The organism is Paenibacillus cineris (assembly GCF_018333335.1).
In the GTDB taxonomy this organism is placed as follows: Bacteria; Bacillota; Bacilli; order Paenibacillales; family Paenibacillaceae; genus Paenibacillus_AQ; species Paenibacillus_AQ favisporus.
This window is the reverse complement of record NZ_BORU01000001.1, coordinates 1,838,837-1,865,640: the sequence shown is the minus strand read 5'-3', so window position 1 is coordinate 1,865,640 and position 26,804 is coordinate 1,838,837. Positions and strand designations below refer to the sequence as shown.

20 protein-coding genes are annotated in these 26,804 nt (G+C 53.6%); 9 read left to right on the top strand and 11 right to left on the bottom strand.

What is annotated here, in order from left to right:
• Window positions 1-103 precede the first annotated feature (103 nt).
• The gene (locus KI379_RS08990) at window positions 104-1,333 is read left to right on the top strand and encodes an aminopeptidase (RefSeq protein ID WP_212983339.1); all 1,230 of its coding nucleotides are present in this window, start codon (window positions 104-106) and stop codon (window positions 1,331-1,333) included.
• Window positions 1,334-1,430: 97 nt separating this feature from the next.
• On the opposite strand, the gene KI379_RS08985 is transcribed toward KI379_RS08990, so the two are convergent.
• From KI379_RS08985 to KI379_RS08975, 3 genes are all read right to left on the bottom strand, one after another.
• Complete coding sequence (locus KI379_RS08985) at window positions 1,431-2,600, bottom strand: MFS transporter (RefSeq protein WP_089546702.1); 1,170 nt, start codon at window positions 2,598-2,600, stop codon at window positions 1,431-1,433.
• Window positions 2,601-2,670: 70 nt separating this feature from the next.
• Window positions 2,671-2,949, bottom strand: a complete 279-nt coding sequence (locus KI379_RS08980; protein ID WP_076167525.1) for an ArsR/SmtB family transcription factor — start codon at window positions 2,947-2,949, stop codon at window positions 2,671-2,673.
• A gap of 202 nt (window positions 2,950-3,151) precedes the next feature.
• Window positions 3,152-3,916, bottom strand: coding sequence for an exodeoxyribonuclease III (locus KI379_RS08975; RefSeq protein WP_076169474.1), 765 nt, complete (start codon window positions 3,914-3,916; stop codon window positions 3,152-3,154).
• Between the two features lie 164 nt (window positions 3,917-4,080).
• Here KI379_RS08975 and KI379_RS08970 point away from each other — a divergent pair, with 164 nt between their 5' ends.
• Window positions 4,081-5,265, top strand: coding sequence for an MFS transporter (locus KI379_RS08970; RefSeq protein WP_145134593.1), 1,185 nt, complete (start codon window positions 4,081-4,083; stop codon window positions 5,263-5,265).
• 55 nt (window positions 5,266-5,320) lie between these two features.
• Here the strand turns inward: KI379_RS08970 and KI379_RS08965 are convergent, their stop codons facing one another.
• Window positions 5,321-5,656, bottom strand: a complete 336-nt coding sequence (locus KI379_RS08965) for an antibiotic biosynthesis monooxygenase (RefSeq protein ID WP_076167530.1) — start codon at window positions 5,654-5,656, stop codon at window positions 5,321-5,323.
• A 296-nt stretch (window positions 5,657-5,952) separates the two neighbouring features.
• On the opposite strand from KI379_RS08965, the gene fabV reads away from it, so the two are divergent.
• The 6 genes from fabV (at window position 5,953) to KI379_RS08935 (ending at window position 13,721) form a co-directional block, all read left to right on the top strand.
• The gene (gene fabV, locus KI379_RS08960) at window positions 5,953-7,143 is read left to right on the top strand and encodes an enoyl-ACP reductase FabV (RefSeq protein WP_076167533.1); all 1,191 of its coding nucleotides are present in this window, start codon (window positions 5,953-5,955) and stop codon (window positions 7,141-7,143) included.
• 541 nt (window positions 7,144-7,684) lie between these two features.
• Entirely contained in the window at window positions 7,685-9,094 is a 1,410-nt protein-coding gene (aspA, locus tag KI379_RS08955; protein ID WP_076167538.1) for an aspartate ammonia-lyase, read from the top strand.
• 267 nt (window positions 9,095-9,361) lie between these two features.
• Window positions 9,362-10,453 (top strand): endospore germination permease, encoded by a 1,092-nt coding sequence (locus KI379_RS08950; protein WP_212983338.1) that lies wholly within the window; start codon window positions 9,362-9,364, stop codon window positions 10,451-10,453.
• Window positions 10,450-12,300, top strand: coding sequence for a spore germination protein (locus KI379_RS08945; protein ID WP_244879225.1), 1,851 nt, complete (start codon window positions 10,450-10,452; stop codon window positions 12,298-12,300). The genes KI379_RS08950 and KI379_RS08945 overlap by 4 nt, the downstream gene beginning before the upstream one ends.
• The gene (locus KI379_RS08940; protein WP_212983337.1) at window positions 12,297-13,442 is read left to right on the top strand and encodes a Ger(x)C family spore germination protein; all 1,146 of its coding nucleotides are present in this window, start codon (window positions 12,297-12,299) and stop codon (window positions 13,440-13,442) included. Before KI379_RS08945 ends, KI379_RS08940 begins: the two co-directional genes overlap by 4 nt.
• A gap of 78 nt (window positions 13,443-13,520) precedes the next feature.
• On the top strand, window positions 13,521-13,721 hold the full coding sequence (locus tag KI379_RS08935; protein WP_076167546.1) for a hypothetical protein: 201 nt from the start codon (window positions 13,521-13,523) through the stop codon (window positions 13,719-13,721).
• An 81-nt stretch (window positions 13,722-13,802) separates the two neighbouring features.
• On the opposite strand, the gene map is transcribed toward KI379_RS08935, so the two are convergent.
• From map to KI379_RS08905, 6 genes are all read right to left on the bottom strand, one after another.
• Window positions 13,803-14,549 carry a type I methionyl aminopeptidase gene (gene map, locus KI379_RS08930; protein ID WP_076169476.1) on the bottom strand — a complete coding sequence of 249 codons (747 nt, stop codon included), beginning with the start codon at window positions 14,547-14,549 and terminating at the stop codon, window positions 13,803-13,805.
• Window positions 14,550-14,715: 166 nt separating this feature from the next.
• A complete protein-coding gene (locus KI379_RS08925; protein ID WP_212983336.1) occupies window positions 14,716-16,980 on the bottom strand; it encodes a YhgE/Pip domain-containing protein in 2,265 nt (754 codons plus the stop codon).
• Between the two features lie 226 nt (window positions 16,981-17,206).
• A complete protein-coding gene (locus KI379_RS08920; RefSeq protein ID WP_105443472.1) occupies window positions 17,207-17,788 on the bottom strand; it encodes a TetR/AcrR family transcriptional regulator in 582 nt (193 codons plus the stop codon).
• A gap of 122 nt (window positions 17,789-17,910) precedes the next feature.
• Window positions 17,911-18,249: a hypothetical protein gene (locus tag KI379_RS08915; RefSeq protein WP_089546694.1), complete on the bottom strand. Its 339-nt coding sequence runs from the start codon at window positions 18,247-18,249 to the stop codon at window positions 17,911-17,913.
• 256 nt (window positions 18,250-18,505) lie between these two features.
• Window positions 18,506-23,971 carry a HAMP domain-containing protein gene (locus tag KI379_RS08910; protein ID WP_212983335.1) on the bottom strand — a complete coding sequence of 1,822 codons (5,466 nt, stop codon included), beginning with the start codon at window positions 23,969-23,971 and terminating at the stop codon, window positions 18,506-18,508.
• A 278-nt stretch (window positions 23,972-24,249) separates the two neighbouring features.
• On the bottom strand, window positions 24,250-25,227 hold the full coding sequence (locus KI379_RS08905; protein ID WP_306433654.1) for a helix-turn-helix transcriptional regulator: 978 nt from the start codon (window positions 25,225-25,227) through the stop codon (window positions 24,250-24,252).
• A 125-nt stretch (window positions 25,228-25,352) separates the two neighbouring features.
• Between KI379_RS08905 and KI379_RS08900 the strand changes: the two genes are divergently transcribed.
• The gene (locus KI379_RS08900; protein WP_212983334.1) at window positions 25,353-26,249 is read left to right on the top strand and encodes an alpha/beta hydrolase; all 897 of its coding nucleotides are present in this window, start codon (window positions 25,353-25,355) and stop codon (window positions 26,247-26,249) included.
• 117 nt (window positions 26,250-26,366) lie between these two features.
• On the opposite strand, the gene KI379_RS08895 is transcribed toward KI379_RS08900, so the two are convergent.
• Complete coding sequence (locus KI379_RS08895; protein ID WP_212983333.1) at window positions 26,367-26,792, bottom strand: SgcJ/EcaC family oxidoreductase; 426 nt, start codon at window positions 26,790-26,792, stop codon at window positions 26,367-26,369.
• Window positions 26,793-26,804 lie beyond the last annotated feature (12 nt).

Genomic DNA, 26,804 nt, shown 5'->3' with positions numbered 1-26,804 from the left:
CCCAATAAGCTTGCATCATGGAAATGGATAGAGATACACTGGTAGACAGACATTCTTTTCTCGGCAGGAATGCCATTTCACATACGATGGAGGAACTTGAATCATGGATCATTTTGAACAAATGCTGGAGAAATACGCCGAACTGGTCATCAAGGTCGGGGTGAACATCCAGCCCGGCCAGGTGCTGCTTGTGCAATCCCCGCTGGAAACCGTAGATTTCACACGGCAGATCGTGTCCAAAGCTTATGAGGCTGGCGCCAAATATGTTCAGGTCGATTGGGACGACGAGAAGGTGACCCGCATCCGGTATGAACAAGCGCCTGACGATTCGTTCGCTTATTATCCGAAGTGGCAGGCCGACATGATGGAGCAGCTCGCCGAAGGCGGCGGCGCGGTACTGCACATCAAGGTGCCCGACCCTGAGCTGTTCCGCGGCATCGATTCCGCCAAAGTATCGACGGCCGTGAAAGCGGCGGCGGTGGCCCGCGAGAAATATCAGGCCTACGTACGCAGCAACAAGGTCAGCTGGTCGCTGATCAAGGCGCCGACCCGCGCCTGGGCGAACAAGGTTTACGCCGATTTGCCGGAGGAAGAACGCGTCCCGGCTATGTGGGAAGCCGTATTCCGCATGAACCGCGTCGACAGCGGGGATCCCGTCGCGGCTTGGCGGGATCATATCGCCGAGCTGAAAAAACGGCAGCAGTACATGAACGACAAGCGGTATAAGAGCCTGCACTACCGTGCTCCAGGAACCGACCTGCGGGTCGAGATGCCGGAAGGGCATCTGTGGCTCGGCGGCGGGGATTTGAAGGAGGACGGCGTGTATTTTGTGGCGAACATGCCGACGGAGGAAATCTACACGATGCCCCTGCGGACCGGAGTCAACGGAACGGTATCCAGCACGCTTCCGCTCAACCTGAACGGCCGGCTGGTGGACGGCATCAAGTTAACCTTCAAAGACGGAAAAGTGACGGAATACGATGCCGTATCGGGCCGCGAGCACCTGACATCGCTGCTGGAAACGGATGAAGGCGCGTCCTACCTCGGCGAGATGGCGCTGGTGCCTCATGACTCCCCGATTTCGCTCATGAACCGTGTCTTCTACAATACGGGCGTGGACGAAAATGCTTCCTGCCATTTCGCGCTTGGAAGCTGCTATCCGGTCAATATCGAGGGCGGAACCAAGCTGAGCAAAGAGGAGCTGCTCGCCAAAGGCGGCAACGTCAGCCTGACGCATGTCGATTTCATGATCGGTTCGGACCAATTGGACATTGACGGTGAACTGCCGGACGGCACCGTCGAGCCGGTGTTCCGCGCAGGCAAGTGGGTTTAAAATACAAAAGCGGTCAGTCCCTATAGAGGACTGGCCGCTTTCTTTTTTAGATATAAACGCAGTTTTTCTGCTCCATGCGAGTGGAAGACCCGTTCCTTTATTCCGTCGCCGCAACCTTTCGCCGTGCGGACAGCTGATTCAAGCCGAGCAGCGCCAGCATCGCAACCAGTACCCCGACGGCCCCGATCCATGTAACCGCCGACAGCGAGACGCCCGAGACGACTACGCCGCCGATGCCGGCGCCGGCCGCCATGGACAGCTGCATCATCGATTGGTTGAGCCCCAGCATGACACCGGAGGATTCCGGCTTGATCGTCACCAGATTGTACTGCTGTGCCGGTCCTGTCGACCATGCGGCGAATGACCACAAGATCAGGATGGCGAACACGGCGAACGCCGAGTGGCCGGCCAGACTGAGCAGAATAAGAGCGATCACATGAAGAGTCATCCCGCTCAATAGGGTGAAGGTCACTCCTTTCTTATCCGCACTGAAGCCTCCCACTTTTGAGCCGACCAGGCTGGCGATACCAAAAGCTAACAAGGCCGTGCTCAGCAGGCTCTCCTGCAATCCGGATATTTGAAGCAAATAAGGGGACAAATACGTGTAAGCCACCGAGTAGCCGCCCAGCCAAAAGAAACTGATAGACAGGCCCAGCGCAACTCTTGGATTTTTCAGAAGGGAAAACTGCTGCCGAAGTGGCACATGCGCGTCTCCCTGAATCCGCGGGATGGTCACTGAAATGATGAGCATTGCGACAATGCCGAGCAGAGCAATCCCGATAAATACCGCTTTCCAGCCAAAAGCAGCCGCGACCATTCTTCCGAGCGGCACACCGATGATGAGCGAAGCTGTAAAGCCCATGATGACGGTGGCCAAAGAGCCAGCCTGTTTACCTTCAGGCGCAATTTTGGCGGCGATGCTAAGCGCCGTGACGACGACCATCCCTGCACCAAGAGCCATCAGTATACGTGACGCCAGCAGCAGTTCATATCCGGGCAGCACGAACGACAAGATGTTGGCGACAACGAAAATGCCAAGGGCCGTGATCATCAGCCTGCGACGGTCCCACCTTGCCGTCAGGGCCATGAGAACAGGCGTAGCGATCGCGTATGTCAGCGAGAACACGGTAATCAGCTGACCCGCGGCAACGACTGTAATGCCCATCGAATCCGCAATTTTATCCAAAATACCGGAAACGATGTATTCCGAGGTACCTACCAAAAAGCTGATAATGGCCAAAATGTAAATCTTCCAGGTGCTGGTCATAAATGCAATCAAACTCCTTTGAATAATATTTTCGTATTTCTACAATCATAGAAATAAAGGACAAAAAAAATTAGTTCAACAGAAATGGCGCATATTTCTGCGCAACCTCACGGTTCAGGCAGTAGAAAATGAAGGTGCCTTCCTTACGCGAATCCAGCAGACCGCTCTCTGCCAGCTGCTTCAGATGATGGGACAGCGTGGAGTCCGCTACAGTTTCCAGCTTGGTCCCAAGCGTGGAACAGCAGGCTTCACCTTCCCGGGAAAGGATCATCGCCACTTTCAAACGAGTCGGTTCGCCCAGTGCCTTGTATATTTTTACGGCTTGCTTGGACTCCACATCTTCGTTCATATTCCCCTCCTCCTTCCTGATTTCGTATTTCTAAATTTATAGAAATAAATTAGCATACGGTTTACCGGATTGTCAACACCCTATCTTTGTGGGTGGTATTAAAAAGTGGGATCATGCCCCTCACTCACCGCTGCAATGTCTGATCATGTTGATTGCCGCAGTGAGCCAAGGGATGACGGATTACAAGGACAAGATCCACCGTTTACAGCTTCGTTTCGTCCATCAGCAGCTTCACCGGACAATGATCGCTCCCCAGGATCAGATGATCGATCTGAGCGTCAATCAGGGACGGGGCAAGCCGTTCCGATACGAGAAAATAGTCGATCCGCCAGCCCACGTTCCGCTCACGGATTTTGGGCATGTAGGACCACCAGGTATACGCGCCTTCCTGCTCCGGGTAAAAATGTCTGAACGTATCGATCAGCCCCGTATTCAGCAGTTCAGTCATTTTGCCGCGTTCCTGAGGAGTAAAACCCGAGTTTTCACGGTTCGACTTCGGATTCTTCAGGTCGATTTCCTGATGGGCGACGTTTAGATCCCCGCAAATGATGACAGGCTTTCGCGCATCCAGCTGCTGAATGTAGCTTCTGAACCGGTCCTCCCATTCCAGCCGGAGATCCAGTCTCGACAGATCGCGGCGCGCGTTGGGCGTATACACGTTGACCAAGTAAAAGCCTTCGTACTCGAGCGTAAGGATTCTCCCTTCCGGCTCCCCGTCCTCTTCCAGCCCGGAGTACACGGACAACGGCTTCTGCTTGGTAAAGACGGCGGTACCGGAATAGCCTTTCTTCTCGGCGTAGTTCCAGTATTGATAATACTCGTCCATGCCGTCCAGGCAGATCTGCCCTTCCTGGAGCTTCGTCTCCTGCACGCAGAAGATGTCCGCGTCCACTTGCTTTACATATTCTATAAAACCTTTATTGACACAGGCCCTAAGCCCGTTCACGTTCCAAGATACCAATTTAATCATCATTTCCCCCGCTGTTGTTGAAGTCTGTAACTCTAGTCTACCATACTACGTCCGCCCCTTCCGTGACAAATCGGTGATTTAGAAAATGATAGATTCATGATACAATGTCCTAACGCAATTCAACTTATTTCCAAAATGACGTGAGGGGATCTATTGTACCCATGAGAACTTCCGCTCCTGTTAAAGCGTTTAATTTTCTGTTTTTCGCCCTGCTGGCCATTTTCATTCCGTTTCTCCCCGTATATTTTGATGAGCAGGGACTATCGCCTTCCCAGATCGGCTTCATCGTCGGTACAGGAGGATTTATCACGATTGTGGCCCAGCCGCTGTGGGGGATGATCAGCGACCGGACCAAAACGATCCGGAAAGTGCTGCTGCTCCTTCTTGTTTGCGCTATCATGACCGGCTTTGTCCTGTACCATACCGGAACGTACAGCCTGATCATCCTGTTTGCCATGCTCACCTACTTTTTTCTAATGCCGGTCGATCCGCTGACGGAGAGCTTGAACTTCCGCGTCGCCGAATCGGCGGGGATCAGCTACGGCTCGCTCCGCACCTATGGGGCGCTTGGCTATGCAGTGATGTCATTGTTCGCAGGCTATATCATGACATCGTTCGGCGCGCACAGCCTGGCGTATTTGTTTGCGGCCATTGGCCTGGTCAGCTTTGTCATTACGCTGTTCATGCCGGACGCTCCGGTGTCGGGCAAACCGGTCACCCTTTCCAGCCTGAAGCATTTTCTCAGCAGCAGAGAAACTTTGCTCTTTCTCATCCTGGTCTTTATCAGCTCGATCCCCGCGCGGATGAACGATACTTATTTAGGAGTTTACATCAAGGAGCTGGGCGGGAAGGCCAGCCTGGTGGGACAAGCCTGGTTTCTGGCAGCCGGAAGCGAGATCGTCGTGTTCGCCTTGAGCTTCTGGTGGCTTCGCAAAGGCAGCGAGCTGATGCTGATCGCCTTTTCAGGATTCTTTTACTTTATACGCTTTTTCGCATCGGCCTGGATTGAGGACCCGCATCTCCTCGCCTATTTGCAGTTACTGCAGCTGCTCACCTTTCCGGTGTTTTATTCCGCCGCCATTCAGTACCTGTACCGCATCGTTCCGGTCGAATGGCGGGCAACCGGGCAGACGGTGCTGGCGCTGCTGTTCTTCGGGGTTTCCGGCATTATCGCTTCCTTTGCAGGCGGCGCGCTGTATGAGGCATTCGGCGGGAGGACACTGTTTCTGACGATTTCCGGCATGTCGCTGGCGGGAACGCTGTTCGGGATTGTACTGTACCGGATTTACGGGCGCAGAAACCGTGCAGCAACTGCAGAGACGGCCGGAGAGAACGCCCCAGAATAATCATGAAGACTACAAAAAACCGCCATTAGTGGCGGTTTTTTCTTGGTTCCCGATATTAATTGGTGCTGGAAGAAGCCTTGCCCGGCTTCACAGCCTGCACTTCATACATTTTGACAGTTGTGCTGATCATATAGGCTGGCGGCTCCTGGCCCTTCTTGTCGCGATGACCTTGAAGATGCGCGTCGCTTTTCTCCCAATTTTTCCAATCTTCCTGGGACTCCCAGCGGATCATGACGACGACTTCGTCCTGCTCTCTTCCTCTGGTATTGACCATGACCGTTCTGTCGATCAATCCGTTCATCTCGTCCATCGGGCCGTCCTTGGTGAATCTGGCCGCAACCTGTTCGCTGTACCCTTTTTGCACAGCCATGGTTCTCAATTGAATAAACATAGGTGGTTCCTCCCGTCAATCGATATGATTGCTGTATTCCTGCGGAATCATCGCCTCATGTCGGCTCCGTGATTTCCGGACTGTACCCATCTTACTTGATAATGATTCTCATTGTCAAATGGGTAGACATCCCGAAATTCTCTCCGCTTCTACCATTCACCGCTTAAACCCTTGTATTTCGGTTTTTAGATATAATATCATTAAAGGAGTTTCCTCATGGCTGCCCGTATGGGATACATAAACCTGAATCCAAACAAACGATACTTTACTTTAACAAAGAGAGGATAATCATTCACATGATCATCAAACCAAGAACCCGGGGCTTTATCTGCACGACGGCACATCCTGTAGGTTGCGCTGCTCAGGTCCAGGCCCAAATCGATTACGTCAAATCCAAGCCGGCCGTCCAAGGGCCGAAAAACGTGCTCGTGATCGGCGCGTCGACCGGCTATGGCTTGGCGGCACGCATCACAGCTGCATTCGGAGCCGGAGCGAATACCGTAGGCGTATACCGCCCAAGCAGCGGTTCCGAGAAACGGACAGCCTCCGCCGGATGGTACAATTCCGCCGCGTTTGAACAAGCAGCTGAAGCGGCCGGGCTAAAATCTTTCAGCGTGACAGGGGACGCCTTCTCGACTGAAACGAAGGAGAAAACGGTGGAATTGATCCGTTCCGAACTCGGTCAGGTCGACCTGGTGGTGTACAGTGTGGCATCCGCCCGGAGAACCGATCCGGTCACCGGCGAAGTGTACAATTCCACCCTTAAACCGCTGGGCAAGCCCTATACGAATAAAACCGTCAACTTCCACACCGGCGAAATCAGCGAAGTGACCATTGAACCCGCTACGGAAGAAGAAGTCCGCGGTACGGTTGCTGTCATGGGCGGGGACGACTGGCAGCTGTGGATCGATGCGCTGGAGCAGGGCGGCGTGCTGGCCGACGGAGCCGCCACCATTTCCTTCTCCTACATCGGATCGGACATCACCCAGGCCGTGTACCGGGAAGGCTCCATCGGCAAAGCCAAGGATCACCTGGAAGCCACTGCGCTGAAGCTGAACGACCAGCTGGCGGCCAAAAACGGACGCGCTTATGTCGTTGTCAGCAAAGGGCTGGTGACCCAATCCAGTTCGGCGATCCCGGTCGTACCGCTGTATATCTCCGCCTTGTACAAGGTCATGAAAGAAAAAGGCATCCACGAAGGATGCATCGAGCAGACCTACCGCCTGTTTACCGACCGTCTGTATACCGGCGGCGAAACGCCTGTGGATGAAGTAGGCAGAATCCGCATCGACGACTGGGAGCTCCGCGAAGATGTGCAGGCTGAAGTCGCCGACATCTGGAACAGCATCACATCGGACAACATCTATGATCTGACCGATCTTCATGGGTACCGCCGCGAATTCTTCCAGCTGTTCGGCTTTGAGACGGATGGCGTCGATTATGAAGCCGACGTAAATCCTGACGTGAAGGTTCCGCATTCCGTTTAACCGATTTATATGCTTATATTATAGAGAAGCCCGGGTATGCTTGTTCGCCTACCCGGGCTTTTTGGCTTGTTCACCAATTCTTCGATGTGACGAATCATAAACACTCATCCTCCGGGTATGTTAATGAAGACGATCCTTTGTCATCGGTTGGTCGGCATTGTCAATGACTTCTCTGAACATGTTCCTCTCCTCCGGAGACTCGGGCCTGCCAGCGCTACAACCACCGACTGCCAGACTATGAACATGATACGCCTCCTCTTTTTTATGCCAAGCTGTGCGAAGTGTAAAAGCTCCTTCTATGTAAGCCTTGCCACCAATACAAGGGTCAAACGTATGTATGTAAAAGTAAGTCATTCACCGTCCCCCAGGTCCGTATCGTCCGTTTTCAGTGGACAAATGAATGATCTTTACACCCCTCGTTGACAATAAACTAGCAAATTTCAAGACAACCAGCGTATAATGGTAGCGAGTCCGACAAATCACAGCGTTTACATGCGGCTCTTTGACTTATCCAGTACAGATACCCGGAGGATTGATTTTCATGAGATTGGAAAAAGATTTTCTAGGCACCAAAGAAGTTCCCAACCATGCATACTACGGCATTCAAACCCTACGCGCAAAGGAGAACTTTCCGATTACCGGACAGCGTCTGCATCCTGAACTGATCCGGTCGATGGCCATGGTCAAAAAGGCTGCAGCATTGGCTAATATGGAAATTAAACGGCTGCTTCCAGCCAAAGGTGAGGCCATTGTACAAGCCGCAGATGAGATCATTGGCGGTGAGTGGCTCGACCAATTTATCGTGGATCCGATCCAAGGCGGCGCCGGTACATCGATAAATATGAATACGAACGAAGTAATTGCGAACCGAGCATTGGAATTGATGGGCAAGGAAAAAGGCAGCTACGCCGACATCAGCCCGAACAACCATGTCAACATGGCCCAATCGACCAACGATTCGTTTCCGACCGCCGTCCATCTGGCGACACTGACCATGATTGACAAGCTCGTGGCCACCATGACCGATCTGCATCAGGCCTTCGTCGATAAAGCCAACGAGTTTGACGCGGTGATCAAGATGGGCCGAACCCATCTGCAGGACGCCGTTCCGATCCGTCTCGGGCAGGAATTCCAGGCATACGCCCGCGTGCTGGGCCGTGACATTGAGCGGGTCAAAGCCACCAAGAACAACCTGCTGCATATCAACATGGGCGCCACAGCGGTCGGCACAGGCCTCAATGCCGATTTGACCTACATCAAGCGCGTGGCTGAAATTCTGGCAGAGCTCAGCGGTTTTCCGGTGCAGGCAGCGGATCATCTTGTCGATGCCACACAGAATACCGACGCCTACACCGAGGTGTCCGCCGCCTTAAAAATTTGCATGATGAACATGTCCAAAGTCGCCAACGATATCCGGCTGATGGCTTCCGGCCCACGGGCAGGACTTGGGGAACTTTCTCTCCCTTCACGCCAGCCGGGTTCCTCCATTATGCCGGGGAAGGTCAATCCGGTCATGTGCGAGGTTATCAACCAAATCGCGTTCCAGGTGATCGGTAACGACCATACGATCTGCCTGGCATCCGAAGCCGGCCAGCTGGAGCTGAACGTCATGGAGCCGGTTCTCGTCTACAACCTGCTGCAATCGCTGGAAATTATGAATCAGGGCTTCCGGGTGTTCCGCGAGCACTGCGTCGAGGGCATTCAGGCTAATGTGGAGCGGTGCAGGGAATATGTCGAGAACAGCGTCGGCATCATTACAGCACTGAATCCGCACCTCGGCTACGAAGTCGTCTCCCGCATTGCGCGCGAAGCGATCACGACCGGCAAGTCGGTTCGGGAGCTGTGCCTGCTGTACAACGTGCTGACGGAAGAAGAGCTGAACATCATCCTCGATCCTTACCAAATGACCAATCCGGGCATTGCAGGCGAAGCGCTGCTGCGGAAGGAATAAAATAATCGGAACAGGCCGTGCCGGTATTGGCACGGTCTTTTTTTATATAAAAGCAGTGTTCACCCTTCTACTCCAACACGGACTTTTGAAAATATGGAAGTCCATAAAATGAACTAAAGAATCTCATAGGCCTTTGCTGGGCCGATATAGCAAGAAGTTCCATGCAAATCTTTTGTTTGATCTATGTAAATACATAAAATCCACCGTTCTTTACCATACTATCCATAATCTTTACCAAAGCCTAACCGGAATAGAGTGATAAGCGCGATGGGTTCTGTCAATCGAATGAGTTTCTCCCAAATCTGTATGATCCTCATGTTAATGAATGGACTGACCAGTCATGTCATCGTGAATCCCATGATTCTGGACTCGTCCGGCAGAGATGCCTGGGTTTCCGTCATCATGGCGGCGGTCTTTTACGTGCCCTGGTCGCTGCTGCTCGTCTTGTTCATGAAGAGATCCGGAAACCGGAAGCTGCAGCCGTGGCTTGCCGATCGGACCAAACCATGGATCTCCTGGGTCCTCATGGCCCCGATATGCTTGTATTTGTATTTAATAGGTGGCCTTACGCTTCTTCATACCTCCACCTGGACGATCACCAATTACCTGCCGGCCACGCCGAAGCTGGTGCTCGTTACCGTACTGGCGCTTGTTTGCCTGTACATGGCAAAAACCGGGCTGCGCTCCATGGCCATTGGAGCTGGTGTCCTGCTGCCTCTTGTCGTCTTCCTGGGGATTTTCGTCTCGGTTGCCAATACGGCGCACAAAAATTACAAATTGCTGTTCCCCTTGATGGAGCACGGCTGGGCGCCACCTGTTCATGGCATGCTGTATGCCGGAGGTGCGTTCATCGAACTCATCGTCATCGTCACGATGCAGCACCGGATCCGGTCGAATGTGAAACCCTGGCATATGGTCGTGTTTGCGCTGTTGATGGTTTGGATTACGCTGGGACCCGTTATAGGAGCCATCACCGAATTCGGGCCGTATGAAGCGGCCAAGCAGGCCACGTCCCCTTATGAGCAGTGGCGGCTTGTCAAAATCGGCGATTATGTGGAACATGTGGACTTTTTGTCGGTGTATCAATGGCTTGCCGGGTCAACCGTACGGGTCAGCCTATCCTTGTTTTTGCTTGCGGATATTATGCCTTTCTCCAGTCAAACGATGCGGAACCGATTTATTCTCGCCCTTACGTTCAGTTACATCGTGCTGTGCATGTTTCCGTACAGCCAGCAGGACTTTTATAACATGATGTACCGGAATTATTTTCCGGCATCGCTGATCTTGGGAATCGCGTATTCCCTGCTGTGCGTTGGCATGTCCTTCATTCCGGAGAAAAGGAGGGAACGTACGACATGACGGATACTGAAAATAAACATAACATGCCCCAAGGGAGCAATGAACCAGCAGAGGACCAGAAATCAGAAGGTCATCCGCATGGTGATAAACGTGACCAGGATCACGAAAAAAGCGGGGATCAAGGTAAACGGCGCGACCATTCATCGGAAGATCCGTCTTCAGAAGAATCGGGCCAGGAAAATGGCGCACCGCTGGACGACACCGAAGATGACAACGAGGACAACAGCGGGTCCGAGCATGACAAGGATAAAAGAAACGATGAAGATGCAGAGCACGGCAAAGGAAAAAGTAGAAAAGAAAATACCGATAACGAAACTTCAGAAGACGGCCAGACGGATGATAACAAGTCCCAAAAAGACCAAAAGGATGACAACCCCTCGGAGGATCCGACGCTTTGGAATTTCAGTAAGCTAAACGATTTGTTTGCGAAAAGTGCAGATATTAAAGTCCAAATGCATCGGCTCAGCAAATCCAATCCTTATTCGGAAATCGTATTGGTCTTTGCTGATGGTCTGTGCGAGTCGTCGCAGATCGGCAAAGTCATTCTGCCGGAGCTCTACGACATGTATGAGAAAGACGGCCTTCCATCCAAAAAAGGCGAACTGCTTGCAGGCAAACTTCCGCTGAGCGCGCTAAAGCACAACGCGCCCAGCAGCGAGGTGGAAGAAGCGGTCTTTCAGGGGAGTGTCGTCCTGTTCCTCCCGCATACCAACGAGCTGTATACGATGGACATCAGCAGCATGCCCAAGCGGACCCCGGAAGAGTCGACCACTGAAATTTCTGTCAAAGGTCCGAAAGACGGTTTCACCGAAGATATCAGCACAAACGTCGCGCTGATCCGCAAGCGGCTCCGCAGCACAACACTCTGCAATGAGACGTTTATTATGGGCAGACGAACACGGACGCGCGTATCGCTTCTTTACATTGATGACATCATCTCACCGAAGCTTCTGGAGGAAGTCAAAAAGCGAATGTCCAAAATCGACATGGACGGACTGTATACGGCGAGCCAGCTGGAGGAACTGCTGTCCGACTCGAAGTACTCCCTGCTGCCGTTAATCGATTTTACGGGCCGGCCGGATTACGCGGTCAGCTCGTTGATCAACGGGAGATTTGTCATCATCGTAGACGGCAATCCGATGGCGCTTACGGGTCCTGGCTCGCTGTCCCTGCTCATGAAGTCGCCGGAAGACATCCACTTTAACTACATTTATGTCTCCTTCGTGCGGCTGATTCGCGTGCTCAGTCTCGTCTTGTCCGTGGCTCTTCCGGGATTCTGGGTGGCCATGACCGCATTTCACCAGGACCAGCTCCCATACCGGATGTTGGCGACCATTTCAGTGACCCGTCTGGGCCTGCCCTTTTCCGCTCAGATGGAGCTGTTTCTGCTGCTCCTGCTGTTTGAGATCTTCCGCGAGGCCGGCATCCGGCTGCCCACCACGATCGGCCAGACCTTGACCGTCATTGGCGGTCTCATCATCGGCGACGCCGCCATCCGTGCCGGGCTGGTCTCTCCGTCATCGGTTGTCGTAGGTGCCATTACGACCGTCACCGGCGCGACCCTGGTCAACCAAAGCTTAACGTCGGTCATCAGTGTTATCCGGTTCACCTTGTTCCTGATCGCCTCGTTTCTGGGCATGTACGGTCTCATTCTCGGCTTGATTTTGCTGCTGATCTACGTATCCCGTCTCCGGACGTTCGGAGAGTCCTATCTTGCGCCGGTTTCGCCTTTCCGGTTCAAGGATTTTATCAACTCGGTCATCCGTCTGCCGTGGGATAAAGTCAAAAGCCGCACCTCCTTCCTGAATCCGCAGGATCCGGATCATCAAGGGGAATCTCCGACATGAAAAGAACGGTGCTATCCATCGTGTGCTGTGCGCTGCTGCTTCTCCTGCCGGGATGCTGGAACTCCAAGGATATTCAGAATATGGCCTATGTGACGGCGATCGGACTTGATTATGTGGATGGAAAATATAAAAGCTACATTCAGGTGCTGAACTTCTCGAATGTTGCTCAATCCCAAAATGCCCAGGTCGGTAAAGTCGTGCCGATCTGGATCGGTACGGGAGAAGGGAAGACCGTGACCGAATCGCTGACGTCCATCTACTCGACGGCCCAGCGCCGTGTATTTTGGGGCCATATGAAAGCGGTCGTTTGTTCCGAGCGGCTGCTCAAGCATGGCATGGACCAAGTGTTTGACATGCTGAACCGGTTCCGGGAGATCCGCTATAACGTGCTGCTGTACGGGACGAGAGATCCGATTCAAGACATTTTGACGGAGAAGTCCATTCTGAATTTTTCTCCGCTGGAAAGCGTATTGGAATCACCGCAGCAGATTTATACACAGCGTTCGTTCATCCTGCCCATTTACGAGTTCAAAATTTTGGCCCAGCTGAGAGAACCAAGCGGAACAGCAATTCTTCCTTCGTTGACGATCGACTATAAGGACTGGTATGAGGATAAAAAGGATCACCCGATGCACCGGGTATCCGGCGCATATTTCTTTGACAACCGGGAGCTCCGCGGATGGCTTTCGGAGGATGACCTGAGGGGAACCCGCTGGATTCAGCGGCAGCTTGAACGGTCACCCGTCAACATCCCTATCGGTCAGACTCCCGTAGCCACCCTGATTCTGATGAAGCCGCATTTTGTCGTCGAACCCAAATTGGAGAACGATAAAATACACTTCAATATCCGGATCGGTCTAAAATCCTACGTAGATCTGCTCATCAAGGATACACCCGAGTCGACGCTGGAGAAAATGGCCGCTGAACTGGTCAAGAAGGAAGTCATCGAGAGCTATAAAAAAGGCGTTGCCCTGAAATCCGACGTGCTGATGCTGGAGGACAAGCTTTACCGGAAATACCCTGGCAAATGGAGGGAGCTCAGCAAGCAGTCCGATTTTATTTTGACTGAGGATATGCTGAAAAACGTGGACGTCACCATTACGATGGTGAACTCCGGAAAGTACAAGCAAAGGGTTCACTGATCCACCGGTGCATGGTATGATGAAGCAAAGAATGCGTTCCTGTCATGCACAGCCAAGGATCAAGGAAGGTGATTGTATATGTGGATTTACATCGTCGTGATCGGCATCGCCCTGCTGGCTGCTGTCGGGACGTTCTGGGTCGGTTTTTCCGCAGAAAACAAGAAGCGTAACCCGGAATACGAGCATCGCACGAAGAAGAATCTGTCCAAGCTGACTTCCATGTACGTGGTGACCGTGGTCCTGGCCATCATCATCTGCGTTGCGGTGTATTTGAAATAGCTTGCGCTCCACATACAAAAAGAGAAGCACCACAAGGATGCTTCTCTTTTTGTATTTCTGAAGGCCGTCTAGGGAGTTCGATTACTGTGCCGTCAAAATCTCCGGACCGTTCGCGGTAATCGCGAGGGTGTGCTCGTACTGGGCCGAAAGTCCGCCGTCCAGCGTTCTGGCGGTCCAGCCGTCGCTGTCCATCTTGCTCCGGTATGTTCCGGTATTCAGCATCGGCTCGATCGTAATCACCATGCCTTCCTTCAGCCGTGGACCCACATTCGCCGGTCCGTAGTGGGGAACCTGCGGCGCTTCGTGCATTTCCTCCCCGATGCCGTGGCCGATGAAATCGCGTACGACCGAGAAGCCTTCACCTTCGGCATAAACCTGGATCGCATGCGAGATGTCGCCGATCCGGTTGCCGATGACCGCCTTCTCGATTCCTTTGTACAGGGATTCATGCGTCACGTCCAGCAGGCGCTGCGCCTGCTCGGAAATGTTTCCGACCGGATAGGACCATGCAGAGTCGGCCAGCCAGCCTTTCAGGTTGACCACCATATCCACGGTAATGATATCCCCGTCCTTCAGCACCGTTTTGCCCGGAAAGCCGTGGCAGATCACGTCGTTTACCGAAGTGCAGGTCGCATAAGGAAAACCGTTGTATCCTTTCTGCTCGGGTGTAGCCCCATGCTTGCGGATGAATTGTTCTGCGAAACGGTCAATCTCTATAGTGGTGATGCCGGGAGCGATCATCTTGCGGATCTCACGGTGGCAGGCAGCCAAAATTTCGCCCGCTTCTTTCATGTACTTGATCTGGTCTTTCGTCTTCAGAATTATCATCTTTTTATCTACCCTCATTCCTGTCTGTATCTTCTTATTATACCCAATATCGTCAATGTCCGAAATCTACCCGTATCATCTTATGCGTGATAAGGCGAAAAGGAGCTCCGGTCCTTCGATTGGAAGAACCGAAACTCCTGTGAATAGATGGTTATCGCGAGTGCAATTAAGCCGTTTGCGGCTCTGCAGAAACTTCCTTCGCCTTGCGGCCCTTGATCAGGAAGTAGACAAGGGTCAAAGCAAGGAAAATTACGGCGTCGATACCCAGGATGCCTGCCTGCTTCCACACCAGATCGAAATCTCCGCTGGCGATAATCGCCTTGTATCCGAGTACGCTGTGGGACATCGGAAGCCAAGGATTCAGCGGCTTCAGCCAATCCGGAATCAGCTCCAGCGGGAACGTTCCGGCGCTGGTTGCCAGCTGCAGAATCAGCAGGATGATGATCAGGAAGCGTCCCGGCATATCCAGCCAGGTGACGAATGCCTGCACGATAAACATAAACGTCAAGCTCGTAATAAAGGAGAAGAGGAAGAAGAGCGGTACGCTTCGAACCTCCAGCCCCAGTCCGTACAGAATGATCGCTGCCGCGACCACGGACTGGAACAAGCTCATGCCCGCGAAGGAAAGCGAGCGGCTGACAAACCGGCTGAAGCCGGAAGCGCCAGGAACCGTCGTTCCTTTGAGCGAAATGACCAGCGTCGAAATGAGCGCTCCGACGAACAATCCGAGCGACATGAAGTATGGCGTCAGGCCTGTGCCGTAGTTCGGCACCTTGCGGTCATCGATTTCCTTCGTATCCACCGGGGAAGCGAACATTTCCACAAGCGCATCGGTCTTCTTGAGCTCGGAGGTTTTATCCGCCGCGTCTGTCAGCTTCGTCTGCAGCTCCTTCGAACCGTCCTCCAGCTTGCTGATGCCGCTCTTCAGGTCACCTGCGCCGTTGTTCAGCTGCTGCGAACCGTCGGCAAGTGTTCCGAGCCCGCTGGCCAGCTTGTTCACGCCGCCCTGCAGCTGGCTGGATCCTGCCAGGAGCTGCTGGGCGCCGCCCACCAGGCTCTGGCTGCCGCCGGCCGCTTCGGACAGCTTCTGGCCGAACGTTTGCAGGCCGGCCGTAAGCTGCTGCTGGCCGGCATTCAGCTTGGATGCGCCGGCCACGAGCTGCTGCTGGCCTTGTACGAGCTGTCCGCTGCCTGCGGTGAGCTGCTGCGTGCCCGAATGCAGCTGGGCAGCGCCGCTGGCCAGCTTCTTCTGGCCGTCATGCAGCGAATTCGCCCCGCTGACCAGCTGCTGCTGACCCTGCGCGAGCTGGGCGCTGCCGTCGGCTACCGCCTGGCTGGCTGCGATCAGCTTCTGCAGCTCAGGGTTTGCCGCGAGCTCAGGGCTCGCTTTGGCCAGCTGCTGCAAGCCGTCGGCCACGCCTTTGGCGCCGTCGGCGACCTTCTGAGCGCTGCCTGCGGAAGATTCAAGGCCGCTCGCCAGATCGGAGCTTCCCTTCTCCGACGCCTTCAGGCCGGATTCCAGTCCGGCTGCGCCCTCATCGGCGCTCTTCAGACCGGCATTCAGGTCTTGGGCTCCCTTGAGCGAGGACTGCAGCCCTTGATACAGCTGCTCGCCGCCCTTCTGGGTCGACACGGCCCCAGCGGTAAGCTGACCCTGCGCGCTGCTCAGCTGGCTGAGCCCGCCGGCAAGCTGCTTGGCGCCGCCTTCCAGGTCGCCAACACCTTTGGTCAGGTCACTTGCCCCTTTGGCCAGCGGCCCCATGCCGTCCTTCGCTTCAAGTGTGCCTGCGGCCAGCTTGCCGAGGTTCTCCTTCAGCTTGACGGCTCCTTCATCCAGATCGTTGGTACCGTTGTGCAGCTTGCCTGCGCCTTCACCGGCTTCAGCCAAACCGTCCGAAACATCCGTAAAATTGTCCAGCAGGCTGTCGGTATACGATTCCGTTACCTTCGCGGATACTTTAGACTTGATATCTTTAACGGCCGTATTGCCGATCTGGGAGGCCACAAAGTTGTAGTCTCCGTTCGGCTCGTATTCGATGCTGGCCGGCTGCGGATTTTCATCCATCAGCGTCGTCGCTTTGCTGGAAAAATCCTCGGGGATCGTAATTTTCATATAATAGCGGTTATCCTTGATTCCCTGCTCAGCTTCTTTTTCACTGACGAATTCCCAGTCAAAGTCCTTTCCTTTCTTCAGTTCGTCCACCAAATCATCTCCGATGTGGAGCTGCTTGCCTTTGAATTCGGCGCCTTTATCCTTGTTGACCACCGCTACCGGCAGTTGGTCCAGATGACCGTAGGGGTCCCAAAAGGCCGCCAAATATACGCCGCTGTACAAAATCGGAATAAACATGACGGCAATGACCGGAATGAGCACTTTCGGATTTTTTACGGCCGCCGCCAAATCTTTAAAAAACACGGCTATTGATTTCATGTTCCCGGGCTTCCCCCTTTACGTTATTTAGTATGACTCAGACACTCCCGAGTATCATTGACTGATTTCTTCAATTGGTCAGTTTTGCGCATACGGAAAACCTCCGGACAAAAGAACCCCACAACGTGGGGCCATTGCTCCGAGACGTACACGGGTACTTCGCCGTGGCGCCTGATAAAGGCCGCAGCGGTCCCTGCTCTTATAAAGGGATATAATGCATGCCCGGTTATTTCACAGACAGCCCTTCTTCCAGAAACAGCCGGAAGTGCTGTCTGATTTCCGCCTTCGTTAACGTTTCTTGATGCTGTTTGTTCCATTCGGACGTCAAGGCGACATACATTTTCAGCATGAGAAAAGCGACGACGGACGGATCGCATTCACGGATTTCGTGCTGCTCCACCGCGAACCGGACTTCCTTCTCCATGTAGCCGAGGATGACACCCTCCACCCGGCTCATCGCCTCCTGGGACTGTGGCGTCCCGAAGTCTCTGACCTCCTGTGAGAGCTTGATCAGCAGCTCATGTTCCCCCCGGAATTCCAGAAGGGAATCCAGAACCCGGAACAGGTTGTCGAAAAAAGGCTTCCGGTGATCCACTTCCCGCTCAATGATCGTTTTCATTTCGGAGATGACGCCGTGCAGAATTTCGTCAAACAGCTGTTCCTTCGTATCAAAAAACGTATAAATCGTTCCTTTTCCCACATTAGCGATCTTCGCTACCTGCTCCATCGTCGTCGCCTTGTACCCGAACAAGGAAAAGGACTGGGCAGCCGCGCCCAGCACCTGTTTCTTCCGGTCGACCGATCCTATGATGTTCTCCTCCCATCTAAACGCGTATCAGCAAAAACTGACCAATTTTCAATTTCAGTCATAAGGTCAGTTTTTACTTTACCACATTTATTGGAATATGCAAAGATACTTATTGAAATTTTTCACGATTGTATGAAAATTTCATATTTTGCCCGTTCCGTTTCCATAGAAAGCTGCTGGTCCTGCACATTCGCGTGCTTCAATCCATCAACGTAAATTTGGTATGTGCTTTGCGGAAGCGGGATATCTCCCTGCTCGTTCACCACAGCTCCGCTGCCGTGCAGGATCAGCGAATCCCCTTCGGTATATTCGTCAATCGTCGGTGTGCTCGGTTTGTATTCCACATCCTCCAGTGTGATTCGTGTCTGGTCGATGTCCTCAAGCTCCTGTTTGCGGATCATAACGGTCTGTTGTTTATGCGCATTCAGCCAGTCGGTTACGGATTTGAGAGAATCGTTCATTAAAAAACCCTTCTTTCTGCGTAGTAGTCATTGCCTTCATCTCCGGATGCAGTTGATGCCGATGAAGCGGCCGCGACCCGTCTATAAAGAGTCTAACCATTCCGCCGAAAGGCAAAACATCCCTGGAAATCACGATCTCCCCGCCAAACAGGATCAAAGAGCAGGGACTTATTGTGATAGGGACATTTCCGAGAATAGAAAAAGAGATGCCTCCCACCATAAACAGCGGGAAACATCTCTAAAATGTCCGTTTCTTCTACTCCTCCTGGTCCGGCCCGGCATCCTCCTCAGGTGCCGTCGTTCCGAGCCAGCTGCGGATCATCGACAACAGCTGCGCGCTGTTCACCGGCTTGGTAATGTAGTCGGATGCTCCGGCTTCCAGGCATTCCTCCCGGTCGCCTTTCATCGCCTTGGCGGTCAGAGCAATGATCGGGAGATCTTTGAACTGCGGCTTGCTGCGGATCGCCCGCGTCGTTTCGTAGCCGTCCATAACCGGCATCATAATGTCCATCAGCACGATCTCGATATCCGGCGTCTGCTCCAGAATTTGAATGGCCTCGTGTCCGTTTTCAGCAGGAACGACCATCATCTGATGACGCTCCAGGATCGTAGTCAAGGCAAAAATGTTGCGGATATCGTCGTCCACTACCAGAACCTTTTTATACTGAATCATCTCGTCGGATTGGTACAGCTTGCGCACAAGCTCTCCTGCCTGTTCTGGCAGGTCATCCGGCTTGCGGTGCAGGAACAGGCTCGTCTCGTCGATCATCTGGGCCGGCGTCTTGACCTCTTTGATGACCGCGGATTTGGTCAACTCTTCCAGTTCTTCCTCCTGGTCATGGTTCCATTTGACGCTCCGGTTCAAGACCAATGGCATGTGCTTGTTTTTTGGATTTTTCTGCATTTCCCGGACGAACTGCAGAACGTTCATATCCTCCAAATCGTTATCCGCGAGTACGCAGTCAAAATGCTCATTCTTCAAGGTCTCGAGCGCTTCCCGGGCGGTCTGCGCCATGACGATCCGCACGTCCTCGCTGCCCAGAAGAGCCGCCCATTCCTGGCAGCGCTCATCTTCCGTTGCGGCCAGCAGCAGGCTGCGGCTATGTTCAGCGGCAAACCGGCTCAGCTGATCCAGCGCCTTCTCGAGGTCTTCGTTGGTGACCGGCTTGCAGACATACTCATAAACTCCCTTGCGGAGCAGTTCAACTTCATCCTCTTCGACGGTGATGACGCAGACCGGAATATGCCGGGTTGCCAAGTCGTTCTTCAAGTGCTCAATGACCATCCAGCCGTCCATATCGCCGAGGCGCAGATCGAGCGTAATCGCCTCAGGCTGGTATTTTCTCGCCAGCTCGAGTGCGCCGGATCCTTTTGTCGTGATGACCGCCTTGATGTTCTTCCGGTGCAGCAGCTCCAGCAGGATTTCGTTAAACTTCACATCGTCTTCAATGATGAGAAAGACGCGATCTCCCGGCTCGATCCGCTCCCGGTCGTCGTTCACGTCATCCGCCTTGCGGCTGAAGGTCAGCTTCTGCTCCGGCGGCGTGACGTCGATGATTTCCGGCACGTATTTCGGCGTTTCCTCCTGCGGCCCCATTTCCGTGTCGACCGGCAGGTAGAGGTTGAAAATGCTGCCTTTGCCGACGACGCTGTATAGCGTCAGTTCCCCGCCAAGCAATTGGGCGATCTCGCGGGAAATGGCCAATCCGAGCCCCGTTCCCCCGTACACCCGGTTCGTGCTGCCGTCCGCCTGCTGGAACGCTTCGAAAATGATCTGCTGCTTGTCCTCCGGAATACCGATTCCGGTGTCGCTGACCGAGAAGCACAGCACGTTCGGCGCTTGGTTCAGCGATTCGTTATCCCTGCTCCAGCCTTCGCTGGCCCGCCGCAGGGCCAAAGTAACCTGGCCCTTCTCTGTGAACTTAAAGGCGTTCGACAGGAGGTTTTTGAGCACCTGCTGCAGCCGCTTCTGATCGGTAACCACCGTATCCGGCACGTTCGGATCCATCTTGATGCTGAACTCAAGGAGGCTGTTATCCACCATCGGGCGGAACGACCGGTCGAGGCTGTCCGTCAGCGCTTTGAGGGACACTTCGCTGAAGTCCGGCGTTACGGTGCCCGATTCAATTTTGGACAGATCCAAAATTTCATTGATCAGGTTCAGCAGTTCCAGCCCTGAATCCTGGATCGTTTTGGCGAATTTGACCTGATGTTCGCTCAAGTTCTGATCCGGGTTATCCGCAAGCTGTTCGGCAAGAAGGAGGAGGGAATTGAGCGGCGTTCTTAATTCATGCGACATATTGGCCAAAAACTCCGATTTGTAGCGTGAGGTCAGCGCAAGCTGCTCCGCCTTCTCCTCGAGGAACTGCTTCGCAACCTCGACCTCCTGGTTTTTGCTCTCGACCTCGGCCTTTTGTAGGACGAGCAGCTTCGCCTTGTCCTCCAGCTCCTCATTCGTATGCTGAAGCTCCATCTGCTGCTTCTGCAGCTCCTCCGTCAGCGATTGCGACTGCATGAGCAGCTCCTCCGTCCGGCGGTTGGCCTGCATCGTGTTCACAACGATGCCGATCGATTCGGTCAGCTGATCCAGGAAAGCCAGATCGATCTCGGTAAACGCCCGGAAGGACGCCAGCTCCAGCACGCCAAGCACATGCTCCTCGAATATAATCGGCAGCAGCACGATATTGAGCGGCACGGCTTCGCCGAGTCCCGAAGATATCATGACATAATCATGCGGCACGTTCGTCAGCAGGATACGCTGCTTCTCCACGAGGCACTGGCCGACCAGCCCTTCGCCGGCACGGAAGCGGTTCGACAGATGCTTCCGGTTCTGGTAGGCGTAGCTGGCAAACAGCGTCAGCACCGGTTCGTCGTTCTCCGGCTCGTTGATATAGAAGACGCCGTGCTGAATCGACACGAGCGGCGCCAGCTCCGACAGGATCATGCGGCTGATGGCATACAGGTCGCGCTGTCCCTGCAGCAATCTCGAAAACTTGGCGAGATTGGTCTTCAGCCAGTCCTGCTCGGTATTGATGCGGGTCGTCTCTTTCAAGTTCCGGATCATCTCGTTCACATTGTCCTTCAGCGCGGCAACTTCGCCGGCCGCTGCGACATCGATCGTCCGGGACAGATCCCCTTTGGCAACCGCCGTGGCCACATTGGTGATTGCACGGACCTGCGTGGTCAATGTGCTCGCCATATAGTTGACATTGTCGGTCAAATCCCGCCAGGTGCCTGCGGCTCCCGGAACGCTGGCCTGACCGCCCAGCTTTCCTTCTGCGCCGACCTCACGGGCGACGGTAATAACCTGATCGGCGAACGTATCCAGCGTCTCGGTCATATTGTTGATCGTATCGGCCAATTCGGCAATTTCGCCCTTCGCATCCACGTTCAGCTTCTGCTTCAGGTTCCCGTTCGCCACGGCGGTCACGACCTTGGCGATGCCGCGGACCTGATCCGTCAGATTGTTCGCCATAATGTTAACGTTGTCGGTCAAATCCTTCCAGATGCCGCCGACCCCGCTCACCTGTGCCTGTCCGCCCAGCTTGCCGTCCGTTCCGACTTCGCGGGCGACGCGCGTGACCTCGGAGGCAAACGAGTTCAGCTGATCCACCATCGTATTGACTGTATTTTTCAGCTCCAGCAGCTCGCCGCTGACGTCGACCGTAATTTTCTTGGACAGATCTCCGTTGGCGACCGCTGTCGTCACACCGGCAATGTTCCGCATCTGGATCGTCAGGTTGCGCGTCATGTTGTTCACCGTATCGGTCAGGTCCTTCCAGGTACCCGACACATCCTTGACGTTCGCCTGGGCGCCGAGCTTGCCTTCTGTTCCGACCTCGCTGGCCACCCGCGTGACTTCCGACGCAAAATTGCTGAGCTGGTCCACCATCGTGTTCATTGTGTTTTTCAGCTCGAGCAATTCGCCCTTGACGTCGACCGTAATCTTCTTGGACAAATCGCCCTTCGCTACCGCCGTCGTCACTTCGGCGATGTTCCGCACCTGATTCGTCAGGTTGCGGGCCATATTGTTGACGCCTTCGGTCAAATCCTTCCACGTGCCGCCGACGCCCCGGACCTCAGCCTGTCCGCCGAGTTTCCCTTCCGTGCCGACCTCGCGGGCCACGCGGGTAACCTCGGACGCAAACGTGCTGAGCTGATCCACCATCGTGTTGATCGTGTTTTTCAGCTCAAGGATTTCGCCCTGCACGTCCGCGGTGATCTTCTTCGACAGGTCCCCGTTCGCCACCGCCGTCGTCACGACGGCGATATTGCGCACCTGGTTCGTCAGGTTCGAGGCCATGTAGTTGACGTTCTCGGTCAAATCGCGCCACGTGCCGGCTACGCCTTTCACCTGCGCCTGACCGCCAAGCATGCCGAGCGTTCCGACCTCGCGGGCCACGCGGGTCACTTCGGACGCAAACGTGCTGAGCTGATCCACCATCGTGTTGATCGTATTTTTCAGCTCGAGAATTTCACCCTTGGCGTTAACCGTAATGTGTTTGGACAGGTCGCCCTTCGCCACCGCTGTCGTCACTTCGGCGATGTTACGGACCTGATTGGTCAGATTGCTGGCCATGGAGTTGACGCTTTCGGTCAAGTCACGCCATGTTCCCGCTACGCCGCTGACCTCCGCCTGTCCGCCCAATATGCCTTCGGTGCCGACTTCGCGGGCGATCTTCGTCACTTCGGAAGCGAACATGGACAGCTGGTCCACCATCGTGTTGATCGTATTTTTAAGTTCCAGGATTTCACCCTGAACGTTGGCGGTAATTTTTTTCGATAAATCCCCGTTGGCAACAGCCGTCGTAACGACCGCGATATTGCGGACCTGATCCGTCAAATTCGTGGCCATGTCGTTGACGCTCTCCGTCAAATCTCTCCACGTGCCGGACACGCCCTTGACGTTCGCCTGCCCGCCGAGCTTTCCTTCCGTGCCGACCTCGCGGGCCATTCGGGTGACCTCGGACGCAAAGGTCGACAGCTGATCCACCATCGTATTAATCGTATTTTTCAATTCCAAAATTTCACCGCTGGCATTGACCGTGATCTGCTTGGTGAGATCGCCCTTGGCCACTGCCGTCGTCACTTCGGCGATGCTGCGGACCTGGCTCGTCAGATTAGCCGCCATGCCGTTCACGCTGTCGGTCAGATCTTTCCATGTCCCTGAGACGCCTTCAACATCGGCTTGACCGCCCAAAATGCCTTCGGTCCCTACCTCTTTGGCTACGCGGGTCACTTCGGAAGCAAACTTGCTCAGCTGGTTGACCATCTTGTTGATGTTGTTGGCGGATTTCTTGAACTCGCCGGTCAGCGGCCGCCCTTCAAACTCCAGATCCACCTTTTGCCTCAAATCGCCCTGGGCAACCGCGTTGATCACGCGCACCATCTCGCTGGTCGGCTGGATCAGGTCACTGACAAGACCGTTTAACGATTCTACGGCCGCCTCCCAAGACCCGCCGGTATTTTTATGGGAAAACCTGCGCGACAGCTTGCCCTCTTTACCGACAACCCTGGCAACGGTATCGATTTCGGACACAAGGCTCTCCTGCATTTCCATGATCTCATTAAAGGTGTCTGCGATTTTTCCGGCGATGCCCGTCTGATCGTATGGCATGCGGTATGTAAAATCTCCCTTTTTAAAAGCCATCAGCGCATCGAGCAGTTCCTTGGACTGAACCTGGCTCTCTTGCGAATCCGGTTTCAAATGCTGATCCGACATGGTCAAATCCCTCTCTCGACATAATTTTACACCGTTCATTGCTGGTAAACATGATTTCTCTATTATTCTACTATGCCGATTAAAATCTGTCATTTTTCTGCCAGTTAAAAGTTAAAAATTACACTTTAGCGAAAGCACATTAGCGAACACACAAAAAGCCGCCCAAATCGCTGGACGGCCGTGAAGGTATCAAGTTACTTTTGCTTAGGACACTTGTTCTCCGCAACTAACTCGAGAGAGAAATCTACATCCACCCCAATAAAATTGAAATCGGAAGACTAGGATTGTGGAACGCTATACTCTTCGAGAGCACGGACCAGCTTTGTTCTGACCGATTCTCTTAGCTCTTCCGGTTGGAGCACGACCGCTTCAGCACCAAAAGAAAAAAAATAATCAGCAAAGAATGGTACTTCGGACGGGAAGATACCCATTTCCAGTATGCCTGTGTCGTCCTCGGAACGATGTACTTCTCCCCAAGGGAAAATCCAGCTCTTTTCTCGGAATAACTCAATCCCTTTTGCCGTTAGTTTCACTTGAACATCTACGCTTTCCCGTGTGCTGTAGAAATGAGGCCCCCAGTTCGTTAAATCCACCTCTGAAACATCCACTGCAGGCGTTGACGCTTCGGCATCCGCCAAGACGGCTGACCCTATCCGATCTACCCGGAATAATCGGAAAGCTTGTCGCAAATAGCAGTAAGCTGGGCAAAACCAATATCCCTCATGGGCATATATGCCGATGGGTTGAATCGTTCTTTCATGGGTACCATTCTTTCGAATTCCATAATTGATTGTTACGGGCAACCTTCTAATGGACGCTTGGAGCAATAACTCAAGGCAGCCAGCTTGTTCCGGGCGTGTATGCGTAAAGAAGTCAATTCGGTTTCGCATCTCGTCGATCTGACTTTTCACATCTTCCGGTAAGTACCTGTAAAATTTTCGAAGTGCGGATTTTGCAGATGCCTCGAAAGGCAGCGAGCTGAAGTGTCGAAGGGCATGGGAAGCAAAAAATATGGAGAATGCCTCATTTTCCGTAAATGAGATCGGTGGGAGGCTTCGCTCAGTCAGAACATGGTATCCGCCTCCCGCTCCAACTTGAGAGTATAAAGGCACTCCCATTCCACTCAGCTCCTGCAAATCGCGCAGCATGGTTCGGGTAGACACACCAAATTCTTCGGCAAGCTCTTTGACGGTGAATTTCCGCTTTCGATTTACCGCCATCATCAATTCAATCAGGCGCCTTGACTTCCCCATCATATTTACCCCCAAAAGATTATAGTGACAAGTTCTGTCACATTCATATTATACACTATGAATACGCCGGATCGTTGGGAGAGATTGACGGTAGAAAGCGATATAATAAAGCGAAGGAGAATATTCATATGTCTAGAGAACAACGTAACAAATTGGATGAAATGCTGCGGCGTCCTAACCCCGCCAAGCCGCAAACCGTCGAGGAGATGCGCGCGAACTTCGCTGCCATGATGGCAACGATGTTAGTACCTGCGGGCGTGCGGACCACACCGACAACCATTGGTAATCGACCCGGTGTAATCGTTGACCCTGCACAGGATACCCGCCCAGGAATCATTCTTTATTTCCATGGCGGCTCGTATATTATGGGCTCCCCCTACACGGCTATGTCCCTTACCGCAAACCTGGTCGACAAGACCGGTATCCGGTCCGTCTCACTCGATTATCGCCTCGCCCCGGAGCATCCGTTCCCTGCGGCTCTTGAGGATGCTCTCGCAGCCTATCGTGAGCTTCTGGACAATGGAGCCCAGGCGTCGTCTATTGCGTTTGCCGGCGACTCTGCCGGCGGCGGTATTGCTGTCTCGACTTGCCTGATGGCACGGGACGCAGGCCTGCCGATGCCAGCAGCGGTCGTGACGTTCTCGCCGGGGCTCGATAAGACGCATTCCGGAGCAAGTATGGATAACAAAATGGGGCTCGATCCGTTCTTCACCCGTGAGGGCTTTGCATTGACGGACGAGATGTACCTCGCAGGACAGGATCCGAATCATGAACTCGTAAGCCCCGCCAGGTTCGCCGATCTTACCGGATTCCCACCGATCCTGCTGCAGGTCGGAACCAATGAGCTGCTTCTTGACGATTCCACGCAGTTAGCCGATCGTGCACGCGCAGCAGGCGTTGATGTCATCCTTGACGTTACCGCCGACGTCCCGCATGTGTTCCAGGCGTTCACGGGTATGCTTGATGAAGCCGATCAAGCGCTGGACCGTGCTGCATTGTTCATCACACAGCATCTCAAATGTTGAATACAATAGTTTAAAGATTCGCTAATTAAAATGCTCCCCTATATGATAAGGAGAGCATTTTTTTCGTTATTGCATTTCTTTGGTTGGCCCCATCACAGGCGGTACTGGTAAGCCTGCTTAATTAATGCCTGGCATCGATTGGATCCGGCTGTTTTGGAATGCCGCTATTTTCCATCCCCCATCTTGTCTGATCACCACATTCGTATTTATTGAGCCTCTATCGTTAGGGTCCTGCGCTGGATTAGGCAATTTGACCTCGCCGATCCCGTGAACAATCGCTACGTCCGGCGTTAAAAAACGCGGCCGCACTTCATCCGTAAGCGTGGAATCCAATGTTGTGCCTTTGAGCGGGCCCTGGAACAGCATGTGGTGAACCTTCGCAATCTCCTTTTTCCCTTTCAAGTGCTGGCCCATAAATGTCACGTAATCTGCGTCATCCGTAAAGCAATCGCCGTAAGCCGCTCCATCCCCCTTGTTCCATGCCTCGCTCAACGACATAAACAGTTCCTTCATCAATTGAATATCTTTCGCTTGGTTTTCCATTCATCATCTTTC

Bases quoted from the DNA above. Each gene is read 5' to 3' on its own strand.
- KI379_RS08990 (WP_212983339.1), top strand. From the start codon at position 104: ATGGATCATTTTGAACAAATGCTGGAGAAATACGCCGAACTGGTCATC.
- KI379_RS08985 (WP_089546702.1), bottom strand. From the start codon at position 2,600: ATGACCAGCACCTGGAAGATTTACATTTTGGCCATTATCAGCTTTTTG.
- KI379_RS08980 (WP_076167525.1), bottom strand. From the start codon at position 2,949: ATGAACGAAGATGTGGAGTCCAAGCAAGCCGTAAAAATATACAAGGCA.
- KI379_RS08970 (WP_145134593.1), top strand. From the start codon at position 4,081: ATGAGAACTTCCGCTCCTGTTAAAGCGTTTAATTTTCTGTTTTTCGCC.
- KI379_RS08965 (WP_076167530.1), bottom strand. From the start codon at position 5,656: ATGTTTATTCAATTGAGAACCATGGCTGTGCAAAAAGGGTACAGCGAA.
- fabV (WP_076167533.1), top strand. From the start codon at position 5,953: ATGATCATCAAACCAAGAACCCGGGGCTTTATCTGCACGACGGCACAT.
- aspA (WP_076167538.1), top strand. From the start codon at position 7,685: ATGAGATTGGAAAAAGATTTTCTAGGCACCAAAGAAGTTCCCAACCAT.
- KI379_RS08950 (WP_212983338.1), top strand. From the start codon at position 9,362: ATGGGTTCTGTCAATCGAATGAGTTTCTCCCAAATCTGTATGATCCTC.
- KI379_RS08945 (WP_244879225.1), top strand. From the start codon at position 10,450: ATGACGGATACTGAAAATAAACATAACATGCCCCAAGGGAGCAATGAA.
- KI379_RS08940 (WP_212983337.1), top strand. From the start codon at position 12,297: ATGAAAAGAACGGTGCTATCCATCGTGTGCTGTGCGCTGCTGCTTCTC.
- KI379_RS08935 (WP_076167546.1), top strand. From the start codon at position 13,521: ATGTGGATTTACATCGTCGTGATCGGCATCGCCCTGCTGGCTGCTGTC.
- map (WP_076169476.1), bottom strand. From the start codon at position 14,549: ATGATAATTCTGAAGACGAAAGACCAGATCAAGTACATGAAAGAAGCG.
- KI379_RS08925 (WP_212983336.1), bottom strand. From the start codon at position 16,980: ATGAAATCAATAGCCGTGTTTTTTAAAGATTTGGCGGCGGCCGTAAAA.
- KI379_RS08915 (WP_089546694.1), bottom strand. From the start codon at position 18,249: ATGAACGATTCTCTCAAATCCGTAACCGACTGGCTGAATGCGCATAAA.
- KI379_RS08910 (WP_212983335.1), bottom strand. From the start codon at position 23,971: ATGTCGGATCAGCATTTGAAACCGGATTCGCAAGAGAGCCAGGTTCAG.
- KI379_RS08905 (WP_306433654.1), bottom strand. From the start codon at position 25,227: ATGATGGGGAAGTCAAGGCGCCTGATTGAATTGATGATGGCGGTAAAT.
- KI379_RS08900 (WP_212983334.1), top strand. From the start codon at position 25,353: ATGTCTAGAGAACAACGTAACAAATTGGATGAAATGCTGCGGCGTCCT.
- KI379_RS08895 (WP_212983333.1), bottom strand. From the start codon at position 26,792: ATGGAAAACCAAGCGAAAGATATTCAATTGATGAAGGAACTGTTTATG.